Annotated in this window: 16 protein-coding genes and 1 pseudogene; 10 read left to right on the top strand and 7 right to left on the bottom strand. The window is 62.6% G+C overall.

Translation table 11 applies throughout. The features are described 5' to 3' along the window. Window positions 1–175: 175 nt before the first annotated feature. Together M0954_RS20165 and M0954_RS20160 are read right to left on the bottom strand one after the other, a co-directional pair. Window positions 176–427, bottom strand: a complete 252-nt coding sequence (locus tag M0954_RS20165; RefSeq protein ID WP_297355118.1) for a hypothetical protein — start codon at window positions 425–427, stop codon at window positions 176–178. 287 nt (window positions 428–714) lie between these two features. Further along, window positions 715–1,101, bottom strand: a pseudogene (locus tag M0954_RS20160) (transposase); the annotation flags it as partial. Between the two features lie 409 nt (window positions 1,102–1,510). On the opposite strand from M0954_RS20160, the gene M0954_RS20155 reads away from it, so the two are divergent. The 4 genes from M0954_RS20155 (at window position 1,511) to rluB (ending at window position 7,320) form a co-directional block, all read left to right on the top strand. Next, window positions 1,511–2,413 (top strand): LysR family transcriptional regulator, encoded by a 903-nt coding sequence (locus tag M0954_RS20155; RefSeq protein WP_297355115.1) that lies wholly within the window; start codon window positions 1,511–1,513, stop codon window positions 2,411–2,413. 179 nt (window positions 2,414–2,592) lie between these two features. Next, window positions 2,593–3,795 carry a pyridoxal phosphate-dependent aminotransferase gene (locus M0954_RS20150; RefSeq protein WP_297355113.1) on the top strand — a complete coding sequence of 401 codons (1,203 nt, stop codon included), beginning with the start codon at window positions 2,593–2,595 and terminating at the stop codon, window positions 3,793–3,795. Between the two features lie 400 nt (window positions 3,796–4,195). Beyond that, entirely contained in the window at window positions 4,196–5,386 is a 1,191-nt protein-coding gene (gene scpB, locus M0954_RS20145; RefSeq protein WP_297355111.1) for an SMC-Scp complex subunit ScpB, read from the top strand. Window positions 5,387–5,448: 62 nt separating this feature from the next. Beyond that, window positions 5,449–7,320 carry a 23S rRNA pseudouridine(2605) synthase RluB gene (rluB, locus tag M0954_RS20140; protein ID WP_297355109.1) on the top strand — a complete coding sequence of 624 codons (1,872 nt, stop codon included), beginning with the start codon at window positions 5,449–5,451 and terminating at the stop codon, window positions 7,318–7,320. 97 nt (window positions 7,321–7,417) lie between these two features. Here the strand turns inward: rluB and M0954_RS20135 are convergent, their stop codons facing one another. Further along, a complete protein-coding gene (locus tag M0954_RS20135; protein WP_297355107.1) occupies window positions 7,418–7,720 on the bottom strand; it encodes a hypothetical protein in 303 nt (100 codons plus the stop codon). Window positions 7,721–7,806: 86 nt separating this feature from the next. Between M0954_RS20135 and rimP the strand changes: the two genes are divergently transcribed. The 5 genes from rimP to truB all read left to right on the top strand — a co-directional run bounded on the left by rimP (window position 7,807) and on the right by truB (window position 14,334). Next, complete coding sequence (gene rimP, locus M0954_RS20130; protein ID WP_074264987.1) at window positions 7,807–8,265, top strand: ribosome maturation factor RimP; 459 nt, start codon at window positions 7,807–7,809, stop codon at window positions 8,263–8,265. Continuing rightward, on the top strand, window positions 8,262–9,737 hold the full coding sequence (nusA, locus tag M0954_RS20125) for a transcription termination factor NusA (protein WP_123384247.1): 1,476 nt from the start codon (window positions 8,262–8,264) through the stop codon (window positions 9,735–9,737). Before rimP ends, nusA begins: the two co-directional genes overlap by 4 nt. 92 nt (window positions 9,738–9,829) lie before the next feature. After that, complete coding sequence (gene infB, locus M0954_RS20120; RefSeq protein ID WP_123384246.1) at window positions 9,830–12,784, top strand: translation initiation factor IF-2; 2,955 nt, start codon at window positions 9,830–9,832, stop codon at window positions 12,782–12,784. A 165-nt stretch (window positions 12,785–12,949) separates the two neighbouring features. After that, entirely contained in the window at window positions 12,950–13,315 is a 366-nt protein-coding gene (gene rbfA / locus M0954_RS20115) for a 30S ribosome-binding factor RbfA (RefSeq protein WP_122154414.1), read from the top strand. A gap of 83 nt (window positions 13,316–13,398) precedes the next feature. Then, complete coding sequence (truB, locus tag M0954_RS20110) at window positions 13,399–14,334, top strand: tRNA pseudouridine(55) synthase TruB (protein WP_297355105.1); 936 nt, start codon at window positions 13,399–13,401, stop codon at window positions 14,332–14,334. 137 nt (window positions 14,335–14,471) lie between these two features. Here truB and M0954_RS20105 read toward each other — a convergent pair whose 3' ends face one another. Genes M0954_RS20105 through M0954_RS20090 form a run of 4 tightly spaced genes read right to left on the bottom strand, consistent with a single transcriptional unit; the run spans window position 14,472 to window position 19,506 of the window. Next, window positions 14,472–16,034, bottom strand: a complete 1,563-nt coding sequence (locus tag M0954_RS20105; protein ID WP_297355103.1) for a DHA2 family efflux MFS transporter permease subunit — start codon at window positions 16,032–16,034, stop codon at window positions 14,472–14,474. 33 nt (window positions 16,035–16,067) lie between these two features. Then, the gene (locus tag M0954_RS20100; protein WP_123384244.1) at window positions 16,068–17,291 is read right to left on the bottom strand and encodes an EmrA/EmrK family multidrug efflux transporter periplasmic adaptor subunit; all 1,224 of its coding nucleotides are present in this window, start codon (window positions 17,289–17,291) and stop codon (window positions 16,068–16,070) included. A gap of 55 nt (window positions 17,292–17,346) precedes the next feature. Then, window positions 17,347–18,936 (bottom strand): efflux transporter outer membrane subunit, encoded by a 1,590-nt coding sequence (locus tag M0954_RS20095; protein ID WP_122154418.1) that lies wholly within the window; start codon window positions 18,934–18,936, stop codon window positions 17,347–17,349. A gap of 48 nt (window positions 18,937–18,984) precedes the next feature. Further along, window positions 18,985–19,506 (bottom strand): MarR family winged helix-turn-helix transcriptional regulator, encoded by a 522-nt coding sequence (locus M0954_RS20090; protein ID WP_122154419.1) that lies wholly within the window; start codon window positions 19,504–19,506, stop codon window positions 18,985–18,987. A gap of 384 nt (window positions 19,507–19,890) precedes the next feature. Between M0954_RS20090 and typA the strand changes: the two genes are divergently transcribed. After that, window positions 19,891–21,717 carry a translational GTPase TypA gene (gene typA, locus M0954_RS20085; RefSeq protein ID WP_297355101.1) on the top strand — a complete coding sequence of 609 codons (1,827 nt, stop codon included), beginning with the start codon at window positions 19,891–19,893 and terminating at the stop codon, window positions 21,715–21,717. Window positions 21,718–21,997 lie beyond the last annotated feature (280 nt).

The following is a 21,997-nucleotide window of genomic DNA, read 5'->3' as shown; positions in this document are numbered from 1 at the left end:
ACCGGAATTACTACTGCCACGCTGTGCTGATGGCATAGATGAGACTGGCTCCGGTCCCGCTGGTTCCCACGAACGCTCGCGAATTCCTGCGATTTTCCGCAAGGTTTACCCGCGTCCGGCCTGTCTGTTTCGCAACCAATTCAGGGGTTCATCCTGAGTCCTGTGGCGCGCCGTTTTAGCGATGGCGTTGCTCATTTTCGCGCGGCGGCTCCGGCCGCGTGCGTACGTTACTCGCGATGTCGCCGCGCAGGTCGCCGCGCGGCGCGGGCGGAGTGAATTCACGAGGGCGCTGACCCTGCTGCCACGTGTCGACCGCGGCGGTACGGTCAGGCCGCCAGTTCCAGCCTTGGGACCTTTGTTGCGCGAAGGTAGGTGCGGCAATCAATGAAACAACAATGCCGCACAGAAGCAGTGACATTGGTTTCATGCTGGGCTCCATTCAAACCCGATGGCTTGGGCTTTTGTGCATACTCATACGGTATGCCCAGGAGCGAAAGCACGCTGTAAGTAATCGTAAATGGATGTTTCATTGCGTGTCCGTAGCCTGGCGGTCGGGATTCCTGCACGGCGCTGATGGGCAGCGTACCGCGCACGTAGGCCGACTCTCGAGGTTGCGCCGTCGCCGACACAGCCCAAGCCGGATTCCGCCTGGCAGATACACGCCGGGCGCCCAAGAGCGCCCGGCGGCAGAACAACGGTGTCTCAGGCCATCTTGACCGGCGCGCGCCACGATTCCGGATTGGTCCAGAAGGCGCCGCGCAGGCGGTCGCGGCTCGGCGGTGCGGGCGGCTTGGCAGCCGTAGCGCCAATCCGGCCACGCAGCGAAATTTCGCGGCCGCTCGTGCCGAGTCGCTTGACTATTTCGGCGAGCGTACCATCGGCTTGCCACTCGTCGAAACGGCGGCGGCAGGTCGGCGGCGAGGGGTAACGGCCGGGAAGCTTGGACCAGCCTTCTCCTGTCGAGAGTACCCACAGAACCGCATTGACAACCGCGCGTGCTTCCACGCGTGGCCGACCGCGTCGTTCGCTCCGTGCTGGCTCCGCACAGAACAACGCCTCGACCAGCGCCCACTCGTTGTCTCTCAAATCGTCGAACAGCATCATGTCTCACCTCAGCGAAGCTAACTCCGGTGCGCTGCCCCGCGCCGCGCACTCTCCATGCACTCAATCGCGAGTGCCAGGCGGGGTCGGGCTAGCCACGGTTCTGGTTGTGCAACCAGGTCCATGGCGCCGACCCAGTGCGCATCCAAATGCACGAAGCGTGCCATCTTGTTAAAAACTACCTCGAAGCCCCGTAACATCGGGCCAGCGCGGGCGTTAGTCAGGGGCGTATAAGAATCCAAAAAAGCCGTCCCGCAAATCGGGACAATCACCAATCTTGTGCAATCAGGCCCGCGCAACGTGCGTTTGCGCCTTATTGCTGCATCGCAGCGAAATGATCGAATAGGTGTGAAGCACCAAAAGAAACAATACAATGCTCATCAAATGTGGTCATTGATGAGGAAGCAGGATGAATGTCACGCTGCGCCAGCTAAGGGTTTTCATTGAGGTCGCGCGCTTGCAGAGCTTCAGCCGGGCAGGCGACGAGATCGGGCTGACCCAGTCGGCGGTGAGCCGCTGCGTGCGTGAGCTGGAGACGGAAATCGGCCTCAAGCTGATCGATCGGACTACCCGCGAGGTCCAGTTGACCGATGTGGGCGGCAATCTGGTGTCGAGCGTATCGCGCCTGTTGACCGACCTCGACGACACGCTGCGCGAGATTCGCGAGATCGGCGAGCAGCGGCGCGGGCGGGTGGTGGTGGCGGCGAGCCCGACGGTCGCGTGCCGGTTGATGCCGCAGGTGGTGGCGGGGTGCGGAAAGCAGTTTCCGTTCATCACATTGGGGCTGCGCGACGACGTGCAAAGCGATGTGGTACGCAAGGTCAAATCGGGCGAGGTCGATTTTGGCGTCGTCATTGGGCCGTTTTCCGCGGACGATCTGTTGAGCGAGCCGCTGATGACCGACTCGTTCTGTCTCGTCTCGCGCGCCGATCATCCGCTGGCGGCGAAGACGCGAGTGGCGTGGTCGGATCTCGAAGGGCAGCAGCTCGTGATGCTCGATTACGCGTCGGGCAGCCGGCCGATCATCGACGCGGTCATGAGCGAGCATGGCGTCAGCGCCACGGTGGTGCAGGAACTCGGGCATTCGGCTACCGTGTTCGGGCTGGTGGAGGCGGGCGTCGGCGTCAGCGTGCTGCCGTGGCTGGCTTTGCCACTGCCTGCGGATACTTCGCTGGTGGAGCGGCCGCTGGTGCCGCGCGCCGAGCGTACGGTCGAACTGGTACGGCGGCGCGACCGGTCGCTGTCGCCGGCGGCGGAGGCGGTGTGGGGCCTGATCCGGCAATTGCCGGCACGGGCGGAGGATCTGCGCTAGAACGGGGCGGGCTAGCGGTCCGGCGGTCTGACGTTCCGGCGGCCGGGGGTTCAGCGTCCCGGTGTCCCGGCTTCCCGGCAAACCTGCGTCCCGACCGGAACATGCGGGCGCGGCAGGCTAAACTGTCGGCCTGCGCGACCCACGCCTCACGATCTGAACCGACCTGCCTGGATGCCTTGATGAGCGAATCCGATCTGTCTACCTCTTTCCTGTCGAACGCGCGTGATGCCGTCCGCGCGCTGCGCCCCTCCCAGATTCGTGAAGTGGCCAACGCCGGTTTTGGTGTGGAAAACGTGCTGCCGTTCTGGTTCGGCGAGTCCGACCGTGTGACGCCGGAATTCATCCGGACCGCGGCGAGCGATGCCCTTGCCCAGGGCGCCACCTTCTACACCCACAATCTCGGTATTGCCCCGCTGCGCGAGACGCTTGCCGGCTATGTGAGCAACCTGCACGGCGAGACCTCGGTCAACCACATCGCGGTCACGAGTGCCGGGGTCAACGCCTTGATGCTGGCTGCGCAACTGGTGGTAGGCGCTGGCGACCGGGTGGTGGCGGTCACGCCGCTCTGGCCGAATCTGGTCGAGATTCCGAAGATTCTGGGTGCCCACGTCGAGACTGTTGCGCTCGGTTATGGCGCAAAAGGCTGGACGCTCGACCTCGAGCGCCTGCTCGCTGCCCTCACGCCCGAAACGAAGTTGTTGCTGATCAATTCGCCGAACAATCCGACTGGCTGGGTGATGAGCGCGGACCAGCAGCGTGTCGTGCTCGAGCATTGCCGTCGGCATGGCATCTGGATCGTTGCCGACGAGGTCTACGAGCGGCTTTACTATGCCGATGACATGGCCCGCAGCGCGCCGTCTTTTCTCGACCTGGCTGGACGCGACGAGCGCGTGATCTGCGTTAACTCGTTCTCGAAGGCGTGGCTGATGACCGGCTGGCGGCTTGGCTGGATCGTCGCGCCGGCGTCCTTGATGGACGATCTGAGCAAGCTGGTCGAATACAACACGTCGTGCGCGCCGGCCTTCGTGCAACTGGCGGGGGTGGCCGCCGTTCAGCAGGGCGAGCAGCTCACGCGGCAACTGGTGGCCGACCTGCAGACTTCCCGCGATCACCTGGTCCAGGTGCTCTCCGCGCTGCCGGGCGTCGACGTGAAGGCGCCGCTCGGGGCGATGTATCTGTTCTTCTCGCTGCCCGGCGCGGCGCAGAGCCTTGCCTTGTGCAAGGCGCTGGTGCGCGAGGTGGGCCTGGGCCTCGCGCCCGGCAGTGCGTTTGGTCCGGAAGGCGAAGGATTCGTGCGCTGGTGCTACGCCTGCGACGCGGCCCGGCTCGACGCCGGTGTTGCCCGGCTTCAGCAGTTCCTCGCGCAACACGCTGCGAGCTGAACGCGCGGAAGCTGCGGCCACGGCGGATCGGTATTGGGCTCGGGGGCCGTCTTTTGCCAACGTTTTGAAGCGCTCAGCCCTTAAAGCGTCCGAAGCGATGAAAAGCAGGGATGAAAACCGGGAATGAAAAAGCGTGTATGGAAAATACACATGAAATGCGGGAGTCGCTGGGATTTCGTCTTTACGCATTGAATGTTTTTGCGTAATATGGCGCTCAGTCACGCGATTCCTTGCAGGAATATCGCTGCTCCGTCCGGCTGGGTTTGGCTCGATTGCCTGTTTCGCCTCCCCCCGGTGCGTGCTCCCATCAATATGACCGATCAGAATCGGGCGAGCGCGTCTTCAGTTCCAAATCGTCTGTTTGATCCGGTTCTTTGACCACAGGGTCTGACCTAGCTGCATGAATACCCAAGAGGCGAAGATCGTCCTCGAGACTGCCTTGATCTGCGCGCAGGAGCCTTTAAAGCTCGCTGAGCTGCGCAAGCTCTTTGCCGACGGCGTGTCGGCAGATACGGTTCGCACGTTGCTCGAAGACCTGAAGCACGACTGGTCGGGGCGCGGCGTAGAGCTGGTTGGGCTTGCGTCGGGCTGGCGGTTTCAAAGCAAGCCCGCGATGCGTTCGTATCTGGATCGACTGCATCCCGAGAAGCCGCCGAAATACTCGCGCGCCGTTCTTGAGACGCTCGCGATTATTGCGTATCGGCAACCGGTCACACGCGGCGATATCGAAGAGATTCGCGGCGTGACGGTGAACACGCAGGTGGTGAAGCAACTCGAGGACAGGGGCTGGATCGAAGTGATCGGCCATCGCGACGTGCCTGGCAGGCCTGCGCTGTACGCGACCACCCGGGGGTTTCTCGACGACCTCGGTTTGCTGGCACTCGACGAACTGCCGCCGCTGGACGATCCGTCGGCGCAACTGAACGTCGATCTGCTCGGTCAGCATGCTATCGAGTTTCCTGACGCTGTCGCGCAGGGAGACTCGGAAGCGGCGGCTCAGGACGCGGCATTGGGTGAACAGGTGCTCGCTGAAGGGCAGGTCGACGACGTGGCGGTTGGTGGGCAGCACGCTCATGAGCCGGTACCCGAAGAGCCGGCAGTCGACGCCGCTGGTGAAGCAGCAGAATCAGCAGAATCAGCGGCGCCCCACGACACCGGCTCCGGAGTTGAAGCACCGGTAGCCGTCGAACAACCCGTGGCCGCTGCATTGAACAGTGCCCATGACAGTGTCGAGCCCACTTTTGCCGAGCATGAAGATGCCCCGGCTCAGGACGTTGGCGCGACGCCGGTGGCGGCAGGAACGGAAATAGCTGACCTTGCAGAGCCGCACCACGACACTGCCGCCGAAGAACATGCTGAACCGCAAGCCGACGCCGCCGCAAGCGCCGCTCCGGTTGCACAAGATCAGGACCCGGTCTCCCAGGCCGATCCCGCAACACCCGCGCACGACTCGGGCGAACTCCGCGGTACGGAGCACGCCGTCGAGTCGAACCCGACACGTGTGGCGCAGGGCGATCCAGAAGATCGCCACGACGCCGCACAGGACGCGGGCGTACTGACCGACGACGAAAACGAGTCGCGCAGCGCCTGACGTAACCGAACTTTTTGCCGCGCCCGCAACGGGCGCGCGCGACCTGACATTTTGAGGTTGTTTTGACAGATACCCACGATACCGATTCGTCCGAATCCGAGCACGCCGTGCATGCCACGCGCGCTGGCGAAACGCGTACTTCGCAAGCACCGGGAGGCGAATCCGATCGCCCGGCGCAAGTCGAAGGCGCCGAGGGCGAAGAACGTCCGCGCCGCGGACTGCGCCGCGGGCCGCGTAGCCTGATCGCCCGGCGTCGCGCTGGGGCGAAGAACAAGACTGCGGAAGGTGCGGTCGAGCCGGTCGTGACGGAAGCGCCGCCGGACGGCGAAGTGGTCGCGCAGGTTCGCATGCCCCGCAAGGAGCCGGGCTCCAAGGGCCAGGGTCCGCGCCGCAATGCGGGCGGCAAGCGCGAAGGCGCGGCGAATCGCGAGAGTGGCCCCCGCGAGGGCGGCCCGCGTGAAGGCGGCCGACCGCGTCAGAATCGCCGCAGCGAAGCGCCGGTCGCCGTTGCGGCTGCACCGGAAGTGAACCCGGACGATCTGTTTTCATACGTGAGCTCGCCGGCGTTCGACGCGGATAACAGCACCACCGGCGGCGTGCGCGCCCCGATGCTGCGCCGTGGCAAGCCGGCCGCGCCGAAGCGGGTACTGTCCCCGGACGACGACGCACCGAAGCTGCACAAGGTGCTAGCCGAAGCGGGCATGGGTTCGCGCCGGGATATGGAAGAGCTGATCATCGCCGGCCGCGTCTCGGTCAACGGCGAGCCGGCCCACATCGGCCAGCGCATCATGCCGACCGATCAGGTCCGCATCAATGGCAAGCCGGTCAAGCGCAAGCTGCAAAACAAGCCGCCGCGCGTGCTGTTGTACCACAAGCCGACCGGCGAAATCGTCAGTCACGCCGATCCGGAAGGGCGTCCGTCGGTGTTCGACAAGCTGCCGCCGATGAAAACCGCTAAATGGCTCGCGGTCGGGCGCCTCGACTTCAACACCGAAGGTCTGCTGATGCTGACCACCTCGGGCGATCTGGCGAACCGCTTCATGCATCCGCGTTACAGCGTTGAGCGCGAGTACGCGGTGCGCGTGGTCGGCGAGCTGGCTGAAGGGATGCGTCAGAAGCTGTTGCATGGCGTCGAACTCGAAGACGGTCCGGCGAACTTTCTGCGTATCCGCGACGGCGGCGGCGAAGGCACCAATCACTGGTATCACGTCGCACTGGCCGAAGGCCGCAATCGCGAAGTGCGCCGCATGTTCGAAGCAGCCGGCCTGATGGTGAGCCGCCTGATCCGTACTCGTCACGGTCCGATCTCATTGCCGAAGGGTCTGAAGCGCGGCCGCTGGGAAGAACTCGAAGACAATCAGGTACGCAGCCTGATGGCATCGGTTGGCCTGAAGGCCACCAGCGAAGAAAAGGGTGGCCGCAGCGCCGCTCCTGAGCGCAAGCAGCCGGATCCGATGCAGACTTCGATGGGCTTCATTAATCGCGAGCCGGTGCTTATGTCGCATGGTCGTTTCGATCAGCAGCCACCGCGTGGCGGTGGTCAGCGGCGCGGCGCGTCCGGCGGTGGTTTCGCTGGCGGCACCGGGTCGGGCTTTGGCGGTGGTTATGGTCGCGGTGCGGGACGTGGCGCGAGCGGCGGCGGTTTCACCGGCCCGATGAGCAGCGGTGGCGGTGCGAATGTGCCGCGCGGCGGCCGCGAAGTCGACGGCAACCGTGCGCCTTCGGGCAACGGCAATCGCCCGGCGAGCGGCGGCAAGCGCGCCGGCGCTGCAGGTGGCAACCCAGGCAGCCCTGGCAACGGTGGCGGCGGCGGTCGCGGACCGGGCGCAGGCGCGGGCAACCGCGGCGGCAATGCGAACCGCTCGGCCGGGGGCAATCCGAATGCCGGTGCGAATCGCGGTGGCGGCCCGCGCGGACGCTCGCGCGGTCGCTAGGACAGCGGGCTGGACACGACACCTGTGTAAGGCTTTCGGCAGACCTGTCAAGCGCGCCTGCGCCGTGCGAAAAAAGTGCGCGGGGCAGGACGCAAAATCAGAATGCAAAATTCGGGGCGAGATTCACAGGCGATCGAACCCCGCATGCGCGCTGAACACCTTGCACAATGCGCTTTTCGCCCCCATCTGCGCCAAAGATCGCAGTGAAATCAAGCGGAAATGGGTGTTTCAGGCCTTCCGCCGGTTTGCGTTTGTCCTGAAAAATGGCTACAATCGCAGAGTCGCTGGGCGTGCGGCTTTTCATGTGCGGCTCAGGTGCGACCACCGGCAATAAGATGATGGGCGTTTCGCCCATTTTTTTTTGCCGCTTTAGTTTGTGGTTCGGCATCTCGGGTAGCACGAACGTGCGCCAGCTTGGCGCGCGGCCCGCAAGTTGTTTGCAGGTAAAACCGGCAGGCTTGCCGCGCGAACATCTTAGAGGGCACTGTGCAATTGACGGAACTGATTGAAACCACGGTCGTGGGTCTCGGCTACGAGCTCGTCGATCTGGAGCGCACCGGGCGCGGCATGCTGTGCATTTTCATTGACCAGCCGGCCGGCATCGCAATCGAAGATTGCGAAAAGGTCACGCGTCAGCTCCAGCACGTTCTGACGGTCGAAAATATCGATTATGAGCGGCTTGAAGTATCGTCGCCGGGTCTCGACCGCCCGCTGAAGAAACTGGCGGATTTCGAACGCTTCGCAGGCAGCGAAGTGGCAATTACATTGAAAAAGCCATTGGACGGACGGAAATCGTACCGGGGCATCCTGCATGCTCCGCAAGGCGAGACGATCGGTCTGGAATTTGAAGGGAAGGAAGGCGCCGCGATGCTCGATTTCACGCTCGCGGACATCGATAAAGCACGCCTCGTTCCAAAGTTTGACTTTAGGAGCCGCAAACAATGAGTCGCGAAGTGTTGATGCTGGTGGATGCGCTGGCACGCGAGAAGAACGTCGACAAAGACGTGGTATTTGCCGCGCTTGAAGCGGCTCTCGCTTCGGCCTCCAAAAAACTCTTCGAAGAGGACGCGGACATCCGCGTCCATATCGACCGTGAAAGCGGCGAGCACGAAACCTATCGCCGCTGGCGCGTGGTGCCGGACGAAGCCGGTCTGCAAGAGCCGGATCAGGAGATCCTGCTGTTCGAAGCACGTGAGCAGAAGGCCGACGCACAGCTCGACGAGTTCATCGAAGAGCCGGTGCCGTCGATCGAATTCGGCCGTATCGGCGCACAGGCAGCCAAGCAGGTGATCCTGCAGAAGGTGCGTGACGCCGAACGCGAACAGATCCTGAACGACTTCCTGGAACGCGGCGAGAACATCATGACCGGTACGGTCAAGCGCCTCGACAAGGGTAATTTCATCGTCGAATCAGGCCGTGTCGAAGCGCTGCTGCGCCGCGACCAGCTGATTCCGAAGGAAAACCTGCGCGTGGGCGACCGCGTGCGCGCTTACATCGCCAAGGTCGATCGCACCGCTCGCGGTCCGCAGATCGAACTCTCGCGTACGGCGCCCGAGTTCCTGATGAAGCTGTTCGAGATGGAAGTGCCGGAAATCGAGCAGGGCCTGCTCGAAATCAAGGCCGCTGCGCGTGACCCTGGCGTGCGCGCCAAGATCGGCGTGATCGCTTACGACAAGCGTATCGATCCGATCGGCACCTGCGTCGGTATTCGCGGTTCGCGCGTGCAGGCTGTGCGCAACGAGCTCGGTGGCGAAAACGTCGACATCGTGCTATGGTCGGAGGATCCCGCCCAGTTCGTGATCGGCGCCCTCGCGCCGGCAGCCGTGCAGTCGATCGTCGTCGATGAAGAAAAGCATTCGATGGACGTCGTCGTCGACGAGAACGAACTGGCGGTCGCAATCGGCCGTAGCGGCCAGAACGTGCGTCTTGCCAGCGAACTCACCGGCTGGCAGATCAATATCATGACGCCGGACGAATCTGCGCAAAAGCAGAATCAGGAGCGCGGTGTTCTGCGTGACCTGTTCATGGCGCGTCTCGATGTCGACGAGGAAGTGGCTGACATCCTGATCGACGAAGGCTTTACGAGCCTCGAAGAGATCGCCTATGTGCCGCTCAACGAGATGCTCGAGATCGAAGCGTTCGACGAAGACACTGTCCACGAGTTGCGCAATCGCTCACGCGATGCGTTGCTGACGATGGCAATCGCAAATGAAGAAAAGGTCGAAAATGTTGCACTCGACCTGAAGAGTCTGGACGGCATCGACGCCGACCTGCTCGCCAGGCTGGCCGAACACCAGATTCACACGCGTGACGATCTGGCCGAGCTGGCTGTAGATGAATTGGTCGAGTTGACCGCGATGGAAGAGGATGCCGCTAAGGCGTTGATCATGAAAGCACGTGAACATTGGTTCCAGTGAGAAATGACCATGGCGCACTAAATTGAAGCGGCCCCAGGCCGCATGACACGATGCTAACCGCAAGGAATCGGTCCTTGCATTAAGAGGAATGAATGGCGAGTAACAACGTAGCCCAATTTGCCGCGGAACTGAAAATGCCTGCAGGCGTGCTGCTTGAGCAGCTGCAGGCAGCAGGCGTCACTAAAGCGAGCGAAGACGACACCCTGTCCGAAACGGACAAGGCGCGTCTGCTCGACCACTTGCGCAAGTCTCACGGCTCGACTGATGCGGACAAGCGCAAGATCACGCTGACGAAACGGCATACGTCGGAAATCAAGCAGTCTGATTCGACGGGTAAGGCTCGTACCATTCAGGTCGAGGTGCGCAAGAAGCGCACGTTCGTCCGCCGCGATGAAGCGGGTGGCGAAGGCGGCGATGCATCGAATCATGTGGCTGAGGCCGACGTCGACACGGATGACCTCGAACTTCAGCGTCGCGAGGAAGAAGCGCGTCACGAAGCCGAGTTGCTTGAAAAGCAGGCTCAGGAACTGAAGGCGCGTCAGGAACAGCTCGAACGCGAAGAAGCCGAGCGTCAGGCGCGTGAGCAGGCTGCCGAAGCCGAGCGCCGTCGCGCGGAAGAGGAAGCGGCCAAGAAGCGCGCTGCCGCCTCAGCGGAAACTACCACGCAGAAAAAGGTCGAGCAGGTTGTGCAAGCCGCGCAGCCTGAAGCAGCAGCTCCGGCTGCGGCGACCGAACAGGACGACGAACGCGCCGCAGCGGAACGCGCGGCGCAACGCGAAGCCGCGAAAAAGGCGGAGGATGCAGCGCGTCTGGCCGCGGAAAAGACGCGCGCCGAGCAGGAAGAAATCAGCAAGCGCCGGGCAAAGGCAGAAGCTGAAGCGCGTGCGATTCGCGAGATGATGAGCACGCCGCGCAAGGCAGCCCAACCCAAGGCGCCTGAGCCTACTGCTGCACCGGCTGCGGCGGCCAAGCCCGCTGAAGCGCCTAAGGCTGTGGAAGCCAAGGGCACGCTGCACAAGCCGGCCCGTCCGCCGGGTGAAGCGCCGGCGCGTCCGGCTGCCAAGAAGCCGGTGGCGGCAACGCCGTCTGCGACCCCCTCACCGTCGGCTGGCGACAAGAAGAAGCCGGGCGCAGGCAAGGGCGGCTGGCAGGACGACGCAGCGAAGCGCCGCGGCATCAAGACGCGTGGCGATACGAGCGGCGGTGTCGATCGCGGCTGGCGCGGCGGCCCGAAGGGTCGCGGCAAGCATCAGGATCAGAACACCACGTTCCAGGCGCCGACCGAACCGATCGTGCGTGAAGTGCATGTACCGGAAACGATTACGGTTGCCGATCTGGCGCACAAGATGGCCGTGAAGGCGTCCGAAGTCATCAAGTCGATGATGAAGCTCGGCCAGATGGTTACGATCAACCAGATGCTGGACCAGGAAACGGCGATGATCATCGTCGAAGAACTGGGCCACCACGCGGTTGCGGCAAAGCTGGACGATCCGGAAGCGATGCTGGTCGAAGGCGAAGTCAGCTCCGACGCAGAATCGCTGCCGCGTCCGCCGGTCGTCACGGTCATGGGTCACGTCGACCACGGCAAGACGTCGCTGCTCGACTACATCCGCCGCGCCAAGGTCGCAGCGGGTGAAGCGGGCGGGATTACGCAGCATATCGGCGCGTACCACGTGGAAACGCCGCGAGGCGTGATCACGTTCCTCGACACGCCGGGTCACGAGGCCTTCACGGCCATGCGTGCTCGCGGTGCGAAGGCAACGGATATCGTGATTCTGGTGGTCGCAGCCGACGACGGCGTGATGCCGCAGACGAAGGAAGCGATCGCCCACGCGAAGGCAGGCGGCGTGCCGCTCGTCGTCGCGATCAACAAGATCGACAAGCCGGATGCGAATCTGGACCGCGTCAAGCAGGAACTCGTCGCTGAAGGCGTCGTGCCGGAAGAGTACGGTGGCGAATCGCCGTTCGTGGCAGTGTCGGCCAAGACCGGCGCAGGCATCGACGATCTGCTGGAAAACGTGCTGCTGCAAGCCGAAGTGCTGGAACTGAAGGCTCCGATCGATGCGCCGGCCAAGGGTCTGGTCATTGAAGCGAAGCTCGATAAGGGTAAGGGTCCGGTTGCAACGATCCTGGTCCAGTCGGGTACGCTGAACCGCGGCGACGTGGTGCTGGCAGGTAGCGCTTATGGCCGCGTGCGCGCCATGCTCGACGAAACCGGCAAGCCGACCAAGTCGGCCGGTCCGTCGATCCCGGTTGAGATTCAAGGTCTGTCGGAAGTGCCGCAGGCTGGCGAAGAAGTCATCGTCATGCCGGACGACCGCAAGGCACGTGAAGTTGCACTGTTCCGTCAAGGCAAGTTCCGCGACGTCAAGCTGGCCAAGCAGCAGGCCGCGAAGCTCGAGAACATGCTGGAACAGATGGGCGAAGGCGAAGTGCAGTACCTGCCGCTGATCGTCAAGGCCGACGTGCAAGGTTCGCAGGAAGCCTTGGTGCAGTCGTTGCTCAAGCTGTCGACCGACGAAGTGCGTGTGCAGATCGTGCACGGCGCCGTGGGCGGCATCAGCGAGTCCGACGTCAACCTGGCTACGGCTTCGAAGGCGGTCATCATCGGCTTCAACACCCGTGCGGACGCTCAGGCTCGCAAGCTGGCGGAATCCAACGGCATCGATATTCGCTACTACAACATCATCTATGATGCTGTGGATGAAGTGAAGGCTGCGATGTCGGGCATGCTGGCACCGGAGAAGCGCGAAGTCGTGACCGGTATGGTCGAAGTGCGTCAGGTCTTCAAGGTACCGAAGATCGGTGCGGTGGCCGGTTGTATGGTCACGGACGGCTTCGTCAAGCGCTCGTCGTCGGTGCGCGTGCTGCGCAACAACGTCGTGATTCATACGGGCGAGCTCGATTCGCTCAAGCGCTTCAAGGACGACGTCAAGGAAGTGCGTCAGGGCTTCGAGTGCGGTATGTCGATCAAGAACTTCAACGACATCGTCGAAGGCGACCAGTTCGAAGTTTTCGAAGTCACCGAAGTCGCGCGTTCGCTGTAATTCAGGCGCAACGCTGAAGGGGCGGGGCGGGCGCTTTGCGCCTCGCTCCGCCCTTTGTTTTTAAGGCCGCCGCGTTGGTGCTCGTTTGCACTCGCGGGGGCTCGCGGCCTCACCGCCGCGACGCGAACCTCATTGCTATCCGCCAGAGCGGATCACGGATTCACCATGCCTAAGAAACGTACTTCTCCCAATCGCAACGTGCAGATCGCCGATCAGATCCAGCGCGACCTGTCCGAGCTGCTGCGCGAGATCAAAGACCCGCGCATCGGCATGGTCACGATTCAAAGCGTCGAACTGACGCCAGACTACGCGCACGCGAAGGTCTATTTCACGACGCTGACCGGCGACCCGCAACAGACGTTGCAAGGTCTGATTCATGCGGCGGGACATCTGCACAATCAGTTGTTCAAGCGCCTGCATATCCACACGGTGCCGACGTTGCATTTCCACTACGACAAGACCATCGAACGCGCCGTGGAAATGTCGCGTCTGATCGATGAGGCGAACGCCAATCGCGCGAAAGACGATTGATTGCGCGCGGCGTCACGCATTGATGCTCGCCGCTGCCCGCATGTTTCCCATGCTGACTCCTCGTTTGTCCTCACTGTTTTGATATGACCGCACCTCAACGGCCCCGTGTGCCGCGTCGCGCGCTCGATGGTGTGTTGCTGCTCGATAAGCCAATTGGCCTGTCGAGCAACGACGCGCTGATCCGGGTGAAGCGCCTCTATCTGGCGAAGAAGGCCGGCCATACCGGCACGCTCGATCCGCTCGCTACTGGTTTGCTGCCGCTGTGTTTCGGCGAGGCGACCAAGTTTTCGCAGGATCTGCTCGAAGCCGACAAGACCTATGAGGCCACCATGCGGCTCGGTATCCGTACGGCTACCGGCGACGCGGAAGGCGAGGCGATCGAAACGCGTGAAGTGACCTGCGATCAAACTGCAGTCGTTGCGGCGATGGCGCGCTTTCGCGGCGACATCGTGCAGGTGCCGCCGATGTATTCGGCGCTCAAGCGCGATGGCAAACCGCTGTATGAATACGCGCGGGCGGGTCAGGTGGTGGAGCGGGAAGCGCGCCCAGTGACGATTCACGCGCTGGAGATGCTGGCTTGCGCGCTGCCTGATGTGACGTTCCGCGTGACCTGCAGCAAGGGGACGTATGTGCGCACGCTTGCCGAGGATATCGGCGAGGCGCTGGGCTGTGGGGCGCATCTGGTTGCGTTGCGGCGCACGGGTGTCGGCGCGTTGACGTTGGAGCATTCGGTGACGCTCGATGCGTTGTCGGATGCCGCCGAAGGCGAGCGCGATCAGTGGCTGCAGCCCGTCGATGCGTTGCTGTCGACTTTCCCGGCAGTGCAGCTCGATGAAGAGGGCGCGCGCCGCTTTCTGCACGGCCAGCGCCTGCGTCTGGCTGATCTCACGTTGACCGCAGAGGCGGCGACTGCGGAGCGTGTGCGCGTCTATGCCATGGAGGGCAAACTGCTGGGTGTCGCGAAGCTTGGCGAGGGTGTGCTCGCGCCGGAGCGGCTGGTGGTGACCGCGGCGAGCTAAGACGAAGACGCGATTCGCGAGAAACAAACAAGGCGGTACCACAATGATGTGGTGCCGCCTTTCTCCTTGCTGCGCGACTGCTTCGAAGACGGTGCGTTAAACCCGTTCAAGCACCGCCTCCAAGCCAACATCACGCCTTAATGCGCCGCCGCGGCCGCCGCACCGGCGTCGCCGCCTGCGCGCTCAGGCTTGGTGATCCAGATCAGCGCAATCAGCGCGACGAAGATCCCTGCCGAGACATAGAACAGATCGTTCACCCCCAACTGTGCCGCCTGCTGCGTCACCATGTTGTTGAAGAGACCGTACGCTTGCGGCTGACTGAAGCCGGCCGCGCCCATCTGACGTATCGACTGATCGAACACCGGGTTATACAGATTGGCCTGGGTGCTCAAGCGCGCGTGATGCAGGATCGTGCGGTGATCCCAGGCGGTCTGGAAAATCGATGTGCCGATACCGCCGCACATGATCCGCACGAAGTTCGACAATCCCGACGCAGCCGGAATCCGGTTGCCTGGCAGACCTGACAACGTGATCGACACCAGCGGAATAAAGAAGCCCGCCATGCCGATACCCTGAATCAGTGTGGGAACCAGCAGCGAAAACGTATCGACGCCGGTCGTATAACGCGAACGCATCCAGAAACACAGCGCGAACACCAGGAACGACGCCGTGGCGATGTAGCGCGGATCGGTACGCGGCAGAATCTTGCCGGTGATGGGCGAGAGCAGCACCGCGAAGAAGCCGACCGGCGCCATGACGAGACCGGCGTTGGTCGCGGTGTAGCCCAGATCGGTTTGCAACCACAGCGGCAACAACACGAGGTTGCCGAAGTAGAGCCCATAGCCGATCGAGAGCGCCACCGTGCCGCCGGTGAAATTGCGCTTGCTGAACAGCGACAGGTCCACCACCGGATGCTCGGCAGTCAGTTCCCAGACAATGAAGAACGCGAGCGCAATCACCGCGGTCAGAGCCAGCACCACGACCGTGGTGGACGCGAACCAGTCGAGGTCCTTACCCTTGTCGAGCATCACCTGCAGCGAGCCGACCCAGATGATCAGCAAGGAGAGTCCCACGCCGTCGATCGGCGCCTTGCGGATCACCGAATCTCGATTGCGGAAGATCACCCATGTGGCGATGGCGGCGATCGTGCCGACGGGAATGTTGACGTAGAAGATCCACGGCCACGAGATGTTGTCCGAGATCCAGCCGCCCAGAATCGGCCCGGCCACCGGTGCAATCAGCGTGGTCATCGCCCACATGGAAAGCGCCATGGGCGCCTTCGCGCGCGGATAGCTGGCCAGCAACAGGGTCTGCGACAGCGGAATCATCGGGCCGGCCACGGCGCCCTGCAGCACGCGTGCGGCGAGCAGGAACGGCAGCGTGGGCGCGAGACCGCACATCCACGACGAGATCACGAACAGGATGATCGACGCCATGAACAGGCGCACCTGGCCGACGCGCTCGGTAAGCCAGCCGGTCAGCGGCACGGAGATCGCGTTCGCCACCGCGAACGAGGTGATCACCCACGTGCCTTGATCGGACGAGACGCCGAGATCCCCGGAGATGGACGGGATCGACACGTTCGCAATCGAAGTGTCGAGCACATTCATGAAAACGGCGAGCGACACCGCGATGGTGCCGATCACCAACTGCGCCCCCTCTAACGGCGGATGAGGAATGGGCGCTTGAGACTGAGCCATGTATCAGAAACCTTGTTTTAATGTGGCGCAGCTTTACATTGCCTTGGCGGGTGCGTTGGTATCGCGGGCAGCCGACTTCTGTCCTCCGCCGCCTTGACCCGCGTTTTCAGCAATGATGCGGGCGATTTCGGCGTCGGCCTGGTCGCCGTACTTGTCGAACACGTTGGTCTGATAGATCGTGTTCGGTGCTTCGCCCAGCTGGCCGCCGTTTTCGTCCTTGATGCTGACGTCGGCGTCCATCGACAGGCCGATACGCAGCGGATGCTTCTCAAGTTCCTGCGGGTCGAGTGCGATCCGCACCGGCAGACGCTGCACCACCTTGATCCAGTTGCCCGTGGCGTTCTGCGCCGGCAGCAACGAGAAGGCCGAGCCCGTGCCTGCCGAGAAGCCGACCACCTTGCCGTGGAATACCACCGACGAGCCATACACGTCGGCCGTCAGTTCGACCGGTTGGCCGATACGCATATGCTTCAACTGCACTTCCTTGAAGTTCGCGTCGACCCACACGCCGTTCAGCGGCACGATCGCCATCAGCGGATTGCCCGGCGAGACACGCTGGCCGACCTGCACCGAGCGCTTCGCGACGTAGCCGGTGACCGGCGCTGGCAGCGTGTTACGGGCGCTCGCCAGATAGGCGTCACGCACCTTGGCGGCGGCGGCTTCCACGTTCGGGTGGTCGGCAATCGTCGTGTTGGCGGTCAGCGCGCGGTTCGAAGCAAGCTGTTGCTTCGCGGCGTCGAGCGCGGCCTGGGCGCTCTTCACAGCGTCGCGTGCGTGCGAGATTTCTTCCAGCGACACAGCGCCGGTCTGGGCGACCAGCATGCGGCGGCGCAGGTCGTCCTGGGCGCGCGACAGATCCGCTTCACGGACTTCCACCTGAGCCTGGTACTGGTTGTCGTCGGCGAACAGGCCGCGCACCTGACGCACCACCTGCCCGAGATTGGCCTCGGACTGCTCCAGCGCGACGCGTGCATCCGCCGGGTCCAGCACGACGACCGGGTCGCCGGCTTTGACCGTCTGCGTATCGTCGGCATTCACCGCGATGACCGTACCGGTCACTTGCGGCGTGATCTGCACGACGTTGCCGTTCACATACGCGTCGTCAGTCGACTCATGGAAGCGCGCAACGAGGAAGTAGTACAGCCCATAGGCGATCGCGGCAATCAGGATCACGATGACGAGCAGCGCCATCATGCGCTTGCGTTTGCTGTTGTTCGCCGGTTGTGCGTTGGCAGCAGGTTGCTGGGGGGTGCTCATTGATATGCTCCGTATTCTCTCAATCTGCGTCGTTTATTCGGGTGGGCATTCGGGTTCAGTTCGCTGCCGTTGCTGCTGCTTGTGTCGTCCTGGTCGCTTGAGCCGTTGGCGTGGCCGGTGTTGCCTGCGCGGCCGGCGCCGCTTGCTCCGCGGGTGAGGCGGCCGCGCCGGCCGGCGCATCGGCCGGTACCACGAGACCGGTCTGGGTGGCGTCGAAACCGCCGCCGAGCGCCTTGATGAGACCGATCTGCATGTCGCGGCGGCGCATCTTCAGATTCGTCACCGTTTGTTCGGCGGCGAGGCGGTTCTGGTCGGCGGTCAGCACCTGCAGTTGCTCCGACAGACCCGCCTTATAGCGGATCACGGCCAGCTGGTACGCCTTGGTCGAGGCGTCGAGCGCGCGCTGTGCGTCGCCGGATTGCTGGTCGATCGAGCGGATCGTTGTGATCTGCGTGGCGACATCCGACAGCGCGCTGATCAGCGTCTGGTTGTAGTTGGCGACGTCGAGGTCGAAATCGGCGTAGCGGCCTTTCAACTGCGAGCGCAAGGCGCCGGCATCGAAGATCGGCAGGTGAACGGCCGGCCCGAACTGCATGTTACGGCTCGACGAGGTCAGGAATTTGCCCCAGCCGAACGCGTCGAAGCCCGCAGCCGCGGACAGATTGATGTCCGGGAAGAACTCTGCCTTCGCTTCCTTCACGTCATGCATCTCGGCTTCGACTTGCCAGCGGGCGGCGACGATATCCGGGCGGCGCGACACCAGATCGGCCGGCACGTCATCCGGCAGGATGACGGGGTTGCCCACCGTCAGCACCGGTTTGGCGATCTGCAGGCCGCGATCCGGTCCCTTGCCGAGCAGTGCGCCTAGCTGATAGCGCACGTTGGTGATCTGGCCATCGAGGTCGCTCAGGTTGGTCTGGCTCGTCGCGATGTTGCCATTGGCAGTCTGCTGCTCGACGTTGGTGTCGAGTCCGGCGAGAACGCGGCCATTGGTGATGCGGCCAATGTTCTGACGATTGGCGATTTCGCGCGCGGCAATATCGCGCAGTGCGTACAGCTGGGCAAGCTGGTTATAGGTGCTCGCGACCGACGCGGCGAGCGTTACACGCGCCTGCTGCACGTCGGCTTCGGCCGCTTTCTCCTGCGACACCGCCTGACCGAGGCGCTGACGGTTCTTGCCCCACAGGTCGAGATCCCACGAGGCGCTCGCCAGTGCGTTGTTTTCGCTGTACCAGGTGCCGCCGTAGGGCGGCGGATAGATCGAGTTGGCCGAGAAAATCTCGCGGTTCCACGAGTAGCTGCCGTTGACCTTCGGATAGAGCGCCGAACGCGTGCTTTCGATGTATGACGAAGCCTTCGCGAGCCGCGCCTGAGCTTGGGCGATCGACGGGCTGCCATCCAGGGCTTCGGCGATCAACTGCGGCAGTTGCGGGTCGCCGAACTGATTGGCCCAGTCGAACGACGGCCACTGGCCGCCCTGCGCCGGCAAACTCTGGCTCGACTCGTACTGCGTTGCCGGCGAGATCTGCTTGTCGCTCTTGATACCGCTGTAGTTCGCGCACCCCGCGAGGGCCAGCGCCGCCATCGCAGCGGTGACAGCGGCCCGGCAAGAGACAGCGGGCGCGGACAGGGAAAGGGATTTCATCGCTGCACTCATGGTCAGTGAATTGTAATGATGGACAGTGCAACCAGCTTATGACGATTTGACGTCAGAATTGCTTGCTACGTCACGGGTTATGCCCGTTAGATCACAGCCGCTATTGATCAGCACGCGGCGCAGCATGCTCTTCAGGAAACCGACCTCCTCAGCTGTAAAGCCAGCCAGAAAGCCATCCACGACGCTGTTGAAAATGGCCGGCATACGGGCGGCCACGCTCTGGCCTTCAGGTGTCAACGCGAGCCGCACGACGCGCCGGTCTTCGCTGCTGCGAACCCGGGTGAGCAGACCGCGCTTTTCGAGCCGGTCGACCAAACGCGTGACTGCGCTTGCGTCGATGCCGTATTCGCGGGCCAGTTCCGCTGCCAGCAGGCACTTGCCGCTGGCCACCATGAACAGGATGCTGCCTTGCTGGCTGGTGATGCCGAGCTCGGCCATCGTGCGTTGCGTGACCTCGTTCGACATGGTCGATCTCACGCGGGAAATCAGGTAGCCGACGCTTTCGCCGAGTTGGTAGGAACTGATTTCCGGCGCCGGCGTAGGGATCTGATCGGTCATGATTCTCATGCGACTGCAATGGTTGACTATGCAGGATTATAAATTGTCGTTAATTGACCCGGCAAGCGTTATTACAGCTTAGGCAACGATCTCTAGCGTCTCAAGCGCTTAAAAGATCGGCGTCGGCGAGGGAGAATCGGGCGCACGGGCCGTGGTTCAAGGGGCTGTGGCCTAATGGTTCGCGAAATGCGATGTAAGGAAATATGAGTCAAGCCGTCGGCAATATGGAAGTCAGGCGGCCCACGCGCGCGTTGCTACTAAGGGAATACCAGAAAACCTTAACCTGCACGTGCTATAATTTTGGGTTCCCAAAAGTGCGCTTTGGGCTTTGTTGGCTTTGTACACAATGCTGCTGCTGGCGCACTCAACTGTCCCCAGGTTCCTATGACCCGCGCCCTACGCAACATCGCCATTATTGCCCACGTCGACCACGGCAAGACTACGCTCGTCGACCAGCTCCTCCGTCAGACCGCCACGTTCCGCGACAACCAGCAGATGGTCGAGCGTGTGATGGACTCGAACGACATCGAAAAGGAACGTGGCATCACGATCCTGTCGAAGAACTGCGCGGTCGAGTACGAAGGCACGCACATCAACATCGTCGACACGCCGGGCCACGCCGACTTCGGTGGCGAAGTGGAGCGCGTGCTGTCGATGGTCGACTCGGTGCTGCTGCTGGTGGATGCCGTGGAAGGTCCGATGCCGCAAACGCGCTTCGTGACGAAGAAGGCGCTGGCGCTCGGCCTCAAGCCGATCGTGGTGGTCAACAAGGTTGACCGTCCGGGCGCGCGGATCGACTGGGTGATCAACCAGACGTTCGATCTGTTCGACAAGCTTGGCGCAACGGATGAGCAGCTCGATTTCCCGATCGTCTACGCATCGGGTCTCAATGGTTATGCAGGTTTGACCGCGGACGTTCGCTCGGGCGACATGCGCCCGCTGTTCGACGCCGTGCTGGAACACGTTCCGGTTCGCCCGGCAGATCCGGAAGGTCCGCTGCAGCTGCAAATCACGTCGCTCGACTATTCGTCGTACGTGGGCCGCATCGGCGTGGGCCGTATCACGCGCGGCCGTATCAAGCCGGGCATGGCTGTGGCAGTGCGCACGGGTCCGGACGGCGCGATCCTGAACCGCAAGATCAACCAGGTGCTGTCGTTCAAGGGTCTTGAACGCGTGCAGGTGGAGTCGGCTGAAGCCGGCGACATCGTGCTGATCAACGGTATCGAAGAAATCGGCATTGGCGTGACCATCTGCTCGCCGGAACAACCAGAAGCGCTGCCGATGATCACGGTCGACGAACCGACCTTGACGATGAACTTCCTCGTCAATTCGTCGCCGCTGGCTGGCCGTGAAGGCAAGTTTGTGACGAGCCGTCAGATTCGCGATCGTCTGTTCAAGGAACTGAACCACAACGTGGCGTTGCGCGTGAATGAAACCGGCGACGAAACCACGTTTGAAGTGATGGGCCGCGGCGAACTGCATCTGACCATTCTCGTGGAAAACATGCGTCGTGAAGGTTACGAACTCGCCGTGTCGCGTCCGCGTGTGGTGATGACGGAAGTCGACGGCGTGAAGCACGAGCCGTACGAAAACCTGACCGTCGACATGGAAGATGCAAACCAGGGCGGCGTGATGGAAGAGCTGGGTCGCCGCAAGGGCGAAATGCTCGACATGGCGTCGGACGGCCGCGGCCGCACGCGTCTTGAGTATCGTATTTCGGCACGTGGCCTGATCGGCTTCCAGTCGGAATTCCTGACGCTCACGCGCGGCACGGGCCTGATGAGCCACACGTTTGATTCGTATCAGCCGGTGAGGGAAGGCGGAGTTGGCGAACGTCGTAACGGCGTGCTGATTTCGCAGGACGACGGCGCGGCTGTCGCCTACGCATTGTGGAAGCTGCAGGATCGCGGCCGCATGTTCGTGTCGCCGGGCGATGCACTGTACGAAGGCATGATCATCGGCATTCATAGTCGCGACAACGACCTCGTTGTGAACCCGATCAAGGGCAAGCAGTTGACCAACGTGCGTTCGTCGGGAACGGACGAAGCGGTGCGCCTCGTGCCGCCAATCCAGATGTCGCTGGAATACGCAGTTGAATTTATCGACGACGACGAACTGGTCGAAGTTACGCCGCAATCCATTCGTCTGCGTAAGCGTTACCTGAAGGAACACGAGCGCCGTAGCGCCAGCCGTAAGGGCGCAGTGGACTAAATTCACGCGAGTCAGCGTGTTGAGAAAGCCGCCTTCGGGCGGCTTTTTTCTTGCATAGGCGGCACATAAGCGCCGGGTGTTTAATACGTCCCTTATTCGCGAAAGGTCCACGAAAGCCCGCTGGATAAGCATCTCGGGTGCGGCTATCGGCGCGTCGACGTAGTGATCTGTGCTATGCTAGAGAAAGTATTGCCAGTTTTAGGTCCTTCCAAGCAGACTTGATTCGCGCAATCCGCTAAACGGTCAGGCCGTGTTGCGGAAGGTTGAGTAACCCGCTATT

Origin of the sequence: Paraburkholderia sp. (assembly GCF_026225065.1) — a bacterium.
GTDB lineage: Bacteria > Pseudomonadota > Gammaproteobacteria > Burkholderiales > Burkholderiaceae > Paraburkholderia.
The sequence above is the reverse complement of the archived record's forward strand: the minus strand, read 5'-3'. Positions and strand labels throughout refer to the sequence as shown.

Bases quoted from the DNA above. Each gene is read 5' to 3' on its own strand.
- M0954_RS20165 (WP_297355118.1), bottom strand. From the start codon at position 427: ATGAAACCAATGTCACTGCTTCTGTGCGGCATTGTTGTTTCATTGATT.
- M0954_RS20155 (WP_297355115.1), top strand. From the start codon at position 1,511: ATGAATGTCACGCTGCGCCAGCTAAGGGTTTTCATTGAGGTCGCGCGC.
- M0954_RS20150 (WP_297355113.1), top strand. From the start codon at position 2,593: ATGAGCGAATCCGATCTGTCTACCTCTTTCCTGTCGAACGCGCGTGAT.
- scpB (WP_297355111.1), top strand. From the start codon at position 4,196: ATGAATACCCAAGAGGCGAAGATCGTCCTCGAGACTGCCTTGATCTGC.
- nusA (WP_123384247.1), top strand. From the start codon at position 8,262: ATGAGTCGCGAAGTGTTGATGCTGGTGGATGCGCTGGCACGCGAGAAG.
- infB (WP_123384246.1), top strand. From the start codon at position 9,830: ATGGCGAGTAACAACGTAGCCCAATTTGCCGCGGAACTGAAAATGCCT.
- rbfA (WP_122154414.1), top strand. From the start codon at position 12,950: ATGCCTAAGAAACGTACTTCTCCCAATCGCAACGTGCAGATCGCCGAT.
- truB (WP_297355105.1), top strand. From the start codon at position 13,399: ATGACCGCACCTCAACGGCCCCGTGTGCCGCGTCGCGCGCTCGATGGT.
- M0954_RS20105 (WP_297355103.1), bottom strand. From the start codon at position 16,034: ATGGCTCAGTCTCAAGCGCCCATTCCTCATCCGCCGTTAGAGGGGGCG.
- M0954_RS20100 (WP_123384244.1), bottom strand. From the start codon at position 17,291: ATGAGCACCCCCCAGCAACCTGCTGCCAACGCACAACCGGCGAACAAC.
- M0954_RS20095 (WP_122154418.1), bottom strand. From the start codon at position 18,936: ATGAAATCCCTTTCCCTGTCCGCGCCCGCTGTCTCTTGCCGGGCCGCT.
- M0954_RS20090 (WP_122154419.1), bottom strand. From the start codon at position 19,506: ATGACCGATCAGATCCCTACGCCGGCGCCGGAAATCAGTTCCTACCAA.
- typA (WP_297355101.1), top strand. From the start codon at position 19,891: ATGACCCGCGCCCTACGCAACATCGCCATTATTGCCCACGTCGACCAC.